4 protein-coding genes are annotated in these 5,092 nt (G+C 74.2%); 3 read left to right on the top strand and 1 reads right to left on the bottom strand.

Annotation, left to right across the window (positions count from 1 at the left end):
* Window positions 1–205: 205 nt before the first annotated feature.
* Window positions 206–859 (top strand): GOLPH3/VPS74 family protein, encoded by a 654-nt coding sequence (locus Sru01_RS13275; protein WP_203984643.1) that lies wholly within the window; start codon window positions 206–208, stop codon window positions 857–859.
* A gap of 18 nt (window positions 860–877) precedes the next feature.
* On the opposite strand, the gene Sru01_RS13280 is transcribed toward Sru01_RS13275, so the two are convergent.
* Window positions 878–2,257 carry an LCP family protein gene (locus tag Sru01_RS13280; protein WP_239137382.1) on the bottom strand — a complete coding sequence of 460 codons (1,380 nt, stop codon included), beginning with the start codon at window positions 2,255–2,257 and terminating at the stop codon, window positions 878–880.
* A 270-nt stretch (window positions 2,258–2,527) separates the two neighbouring features.
* Here Sru01_RS13280 and Sru01_RS13285 point away from each other — a divergent pair, with 270 nt between their 5' ends.
* Entirely contained in the window at window positions 2,528–3,889 is a 1,362-nt protein-coding gene (locus tag Sru01_RS13285) for a hemolysin family protein (RefSeq protein WP_203984646.1), read from the top strand.
* Complete coding sequence (locus tag Sru01_RS13290) at window positions 3,886–4,893, top strand: hemolysin family protein (protein ID WP_203984648.1); 1,008 nt, start codon at window positions 3,886–3,888, stop codon at window positions 4,891–4,893. Before Sru01_RS13285 ends, Sru01_RS13290 begins: the two co-directional genes overlap by 4 nt.
* Window positions 4,894–5,092: the final 199 nt, after the last annotated feature.

Genomic DNA, 5,092 nt, shown 5'->3' on the forward strand with positions numbered 1-5,092 from the left:
GAACCGGCCCGGGAGGGGCCGGCAACGGGGGAAGGGCCTGCTGATCGCGGCAGGGGCGAGGTGGCGGGGTGACCTGATGCTCCACCGGGAGGGGCCGGCTGCGGGGTGGACGGGTGGCTACGCGCGGGAGGGGTCTGCTGCGGGGCTCGGCCTGCGCGGTGGAATGGGATGGCGTGTCGGGAGGGGGGCTGGGTAAGGGGGCGGTATGGAGATGACCATCGCCGAGGAACTGGTGCTGCTGGCCTACCGGGAGGACACCGGGCGGCCGTTGATCGGCAGCGGGGAACTGGACGCGGCGCTGGGCGGAGCGATGCTGGCCGAGCTGACCGTCCTGCGCCGGCTCGACCTGGCCGGCCGGAAGGTGACGGTGCTGGACGCCACCCCGACCGGCGATCCGGAGCTGGACGCCGCGCTCGCCCGGATCGCCGGCGACCGGGAACGCCGGCCGGAGACCTGGGTGGCCAAGCTGCAGTCCGCCGACGTTCGCAAGCGGCTGCTCGCCCGGCTCGTCGAACGGCGGGTGCTGAGCGAGCGCACCTCCAAGGTGCTCGGCCTGTTCACCACCCGCAGCTACCCCGAGGCGGACCCGACGGCCGAGCGGGCCGTCCGCGAGCGCGTCGGCGACGTGCTGCGCGGCGCCGAACCCGACGCCCGGGTGGCGGTGCTGATCGGCGTGCTGCACGCCTGCAAGCTCGACCGCAAGGTGTTCCCCGAGGCGGACAAGAGGCGGGTAAAGGAGGTCGTCGAAGGGCAGTGGGCCGGCCCGGCCGTCGCCAAGGCCATCGCGGCGGCCAACGCGGCGATCATGGCCGCCATCACCGCGGCGACGGTGACGAGCGCCACCACGGCCGGCAACTGACCTCCGGCCCGCTTCCCGCTACTTGGTGATCACGTCCTTGGGCACCGGCTTGTCCTCGGCCAGGGCGCCGAACAGGCGCAACGCCCGCTGGGTGTCCCACTTGACGACCGCGGCGCCGTTGATGGTCGGCAGCGACCCCACCGGCACCGCGGTGGTCACCGGGTCGTCCCCCATCGCCAGGCCGAGCGACAGCAGGTCGAAGACGCCGGTGTCCGGGTCGACCGCGACCGAATCGGTGGCCGCCACGGCGAGCGGGACCGAGCGGAACGGGTTGATCAGCACGGCGGGGTTCGCGGCCTTCTTCACCACCGCGGAGAAGAACTGGCGCTGGCGCTGGGTGCGGTCGAAGTCGGGCAGCGCGCCGGTCGCCCGGGTCCGGACGTAGCCGAGCGCGGTGCCGCCGTCCATGTCCTGGCAGCCCTTCTTCAGGTTGATACCGGCCTTGTGGTCCTTGATGTTCTGCTTCACGCAGATGTTCACGCCGCCGACCGCGTCCACGATGCCGACGAACCCGCCGAAGCCGATCTCCATGTAGTGGTCGATCCGGATGCCGGTCACCTTCTCCACCGTCTTGGCCAGCAGCTTGGGGCCGCCGTCGCCGAAGGAGTAGGCGGCGTTCAGCTTGTCGCTGCCGTGGCCGTCGATGGGCACGTAGGAGTCGCGGGGCAGGCTGACCAGCGTGGGCCGGCCGCCGCCGCTCGGCACATGCAGCAGCATCATCGTGTCGGTGCGCTTGCCGATCGCGCGCCCGGTGGCCAGCTTCTTGCGCTGCGCGGCCGTCAGCCCGGCCCGGCTGTCCGAACCGACCAGCAGCCAGTCCTCACCGGGAGTGGCGGCCGGGCGGCCTTCGTAGTCGGTGAGCGACTCGACGCTCTGCAGGCGCGAGCCGATCCAGAAGTAGCCGACGATCGCCAGGACCAGCAGCAGCGCGACCAGGATCGCCAGGATCCGCAGCACCAGCCGGCCGGTGCGCCGCGGCCCGCGGCCGCCCCGCCCGCCGCCGGAGCCGCCGTCCCCGTCGTCGTGCCCGCCACCGCCGTGCCCGCCGCCGCCAGGCAGCGGGCGCACCGGGGCGTCACCCGACCGCGGCCGGCCGTACACCCGCGACCGGCCCGCCGCCGGCAGCCCGGCCGGCGCGGCCGCGGCCCGGCCGGCCGGGGACCGCCGCTCCGCGGTCGGCTCGTCCGCGCCGGCGCCCGTGCCCGCGTCCCGTCCGCCCCGCCGGCCGCCGGCTCCGGGGACCCGGTGCGCGGGCTGGCCCGCCGCGTACGGCGCGCTCCGCTCGCCGGGCGGGCCGGCGGCCGGCTCGCCGGCTCCGGCCGGACGCCGCAGGGCGCGGGTCGGACCTTCCCGTGTCCCGCCCTCGTCGGCGCCCTCAGCCCGCGGCCAATCGCCCACTTCGTCGTCCCCTGTCCTGTGCTTGAGCCTCTGCTTCGAAAGTACGCCGCCGTGCTCGCGCGGGTCGTGCCCGCGCCAAGATTTTCTCCAGTAAAAGTACGCAGAGTAGCCCTAGGTCACCAGGGTGCGCTCCCCGGAAACAATGCCGCCGTCCCAGCCGTTACCGTTATCGACGACCTCTGATGAAAGGACAGTCGTGTCCGCTCCGGACCCGTGGAGTACCTGCCCGTGCCACGGCACGGGCCCTGACCGATCGAGAACGCCGGACCGATGACCATACTTCTCGGCCTGGCCGCCATATTCTTGCTCACCCTCGCGACCGGATACTTCGTCGCGCAGGAGTTCGCCTTCGTCGCCGCCGACCGCTCGATCCTGCGCGAGCAGGCCGCGGCGGGCGACCATGCCGCCGAGCGGGCCCTGCGGGTCACCGGCAGGCTCTCGTTCATGCTCTCCGGTGCCCAGCTCGGCATCACCGTGACCACGCTGCTCGTGGGCTTCGTCACCGAGCCGGTGCTCACCCCGCTGATCCGCCCCGCGCTGACCGCGGCCGGCGTGCCGGACGCGGCGGTGCCCGGCATCGCGGTGGCACTGGGCCTGGTGATCGCCACGGTCGTGCAGATGGTGCTCGGCGAGCTGGCCCCCAAGAACCTCGGCATCGCCCGGCCCGAGCCGGTGGCCAAGTGGCTGTCGAGGTCCACGCTCGCCTACCTGGCCGTGGCCGGCCCGGTCGTCCGGCTGTTCGACACCGCCGCCACCCGGCTGCTGCGCAAGGTGGGCGTCGAGCCGGTGGAGGAGGTCGAGCACGGCGCGACCCCCGAGGAGCTGTCGCGGATCATCGCCGAGTCCGAGGCCTCCGGCGTGCTGTCGCAGTCGCTGTCGGACCTGCTGGACCGCGCGCTGGAGTTCGGCGACCGAACCGCCGAGGACGTGATGGTGCCCCGGCCCCGGGTCGTGTCGCTGCGGGCCGGGCGGCCCGCGACCGACCTGCTGGCCGCGGTCCGCGCCGCCGGCCACTCCCGCTACCCGGTGCTCAGCGACGACGGTGACGTCGTCGGGGTGGCCGGGCTGCGCGAGCTGCTGCGCGCCCCGTCCGACGAGGTGCCGGTCGAGCGGATCGCCGTCGCGCCGCTGCTCGTCCCGGCCACGCTGCCACTGCCGGCCGTGCTGGAGCGCATGCGCGCGGCCGGCGACGGCCCGGCCTGCGTCATCGACGAGTACGGCGGCCTCGCCGGGCTCATCACCATGGAGGACCTGGCCGAGGAGCTCGTCGGCGAGCTGATGGACGAGAACGATCCCGACCCCGCGGACGCGGTGGAGGCGGGTGACGGGGTCTGGGACGTCGACGCCCAGCTCCGGGTGGACGAGGTGGAACGGGCGACCGGCCTGCAGCTGCCCGAGAGCGAGGACTACGAGACGCTCGCCGGCCTGGTCATGGCCCGGCTGGGCCGGCTCCCGGAGGCCGGCGACCAGGTTCCGGTGCCGCTGGTGCCCGAGCACGGCCTGCTGGACGACGAGCCCGCCGAGACCGATGTCATGATCACCGTGCTCGGGCTGCGCCGCCGGGTCCCGGACCGGGTCCGGCTCACCTTGCAGGTCGCCGACCGCGCGGCCGTGGGCGGTGACTCCCGATGAGCATCCCCTTCGCGCTGCTGCTCGGTGTCGTGCTGTTGGTGGGGAACGGGTTCTTCGTCGCGGCCGAGTTCGCCGTGATCTCCGCGCGCCGCCACCGGCTGGAGGAGTCCGCCGCGGGCGGCGGCCGCCTGGGCCGGACCGCCGGGCGGGCGGCGCTGCGCAACGGCGGTGAGCTGTCCCTGATGCTGGCGGGCGCCCAGCTCGGCATCACCCTGTGCTCGCTCGGCCTGGCGATGGTCACCGAGCCGGCGATCGAGCACCTGCTCGCCCCGGTCTTCGGGCTGGTCGGCCTGCCCGAATCGGCGCAGACCGCCATCGCCTACGTCATCGCGCTGGCGATCATCACGTTCCTGCACATGGTGGTGGGCGAGATGGCGCCCAAATCGTGGGCCCTGACCCACCCCGAGCGAGCCGCGCTCGGACTCGCGCTGCCGTTCCGCGCGTTCACCTGGAGCGTGCGGCCGCTGATCGCCCTGCTCAACGGCCTGTCGAACGCGCTGCTGCGCGCGTTCGGCGTCCGGCCGCGCGACGAGCTCGCCACCACGCGCACCGCGCCCCAGCTCGCCATGCTGGTCGGCGAGTCGGGCCGGATGGGCCTGCTGGACCGGGCCGAGCACGACCTGTTGCTGCGCGCCCTGCGCGTGCAGTCCCAGCCGGTGGAGCGCCTCATGGTGCCGATCGCCGACGCCTCGGCGGTGCCGGTGGGCGCCTCCGACGAGACGATCCGTGCGGTGGCGGCCGCGCAGGGCCATCTGCGGTTGCTGGTCAACTCCGGCGGCCCGGAGAACGTGCTCGGCGTCCTGCACGTCCGCGACCTTCTCATGAACCCGGGGCGCGGCCCTGAGGCGCTCATGAGCGACGTGCCGCGGCTGGCGGCCGGTACCACCGTGCCCGACGCCGTGGCCCGCCTGCAGGAGGCCCACGCCCACGCGGCCCTGGTCACCCGCGAGGACCGCGTGATCGGCCTGGTGACCCTCTCCGACCTCACCGGCCAGCTCCTCTAGCCGCCCGCCGGTGCCGCTCGCCCCCCACCCGGGAGACCGGCACCGGCCCACCCCGAGGGAGACTTTCCCCACTTTTTACGCTCCCGTACCCCGCCCCTCAGCCCTCCTTGAAGCCATCAAAGACGGCCACCCCTTACCGCCCCTCCCACCCGCGACCAGCAAGCCGCTCACCCGCGGCCGGCCCCTCCCGGCCCGGTTC

The organism is Sphaerisporangium rufum (assembly GCF_016863395.1).
Taxonomy (GTDB): Bacteria; Actinomycetota; Actinomycetes; order Streptosporangiales; family Streptosporangiaceae; genus Sphaerisporangium; species Sphaerisporangium rufum.

Excerpts from the sequence above, each read along its gene's own strand:
- Sru01_RS13275 (WP_203984643.1), top strand. The coding sequence starts at position 206 with ATGGAGATGACCATCGCCGAGGAACTGGTGCTGCTGGCCTACCGGGAG.
- Sru01_RS13285 (WP_203984646.1), top strand. The coding sequence starts at position 2,528 with ATGACCATACTTCTCGGCCTGGCCGCCATATTCTTGCTCACCCTCGCG.
- Sru01_RS13290 (WP_203984648.1), top strand. The coding sequence starts at position 3,886 with ATGAGCATCCCCTTCGCGCTGCTGCTCGGTGTCGTGCTGTTGGTGGGG.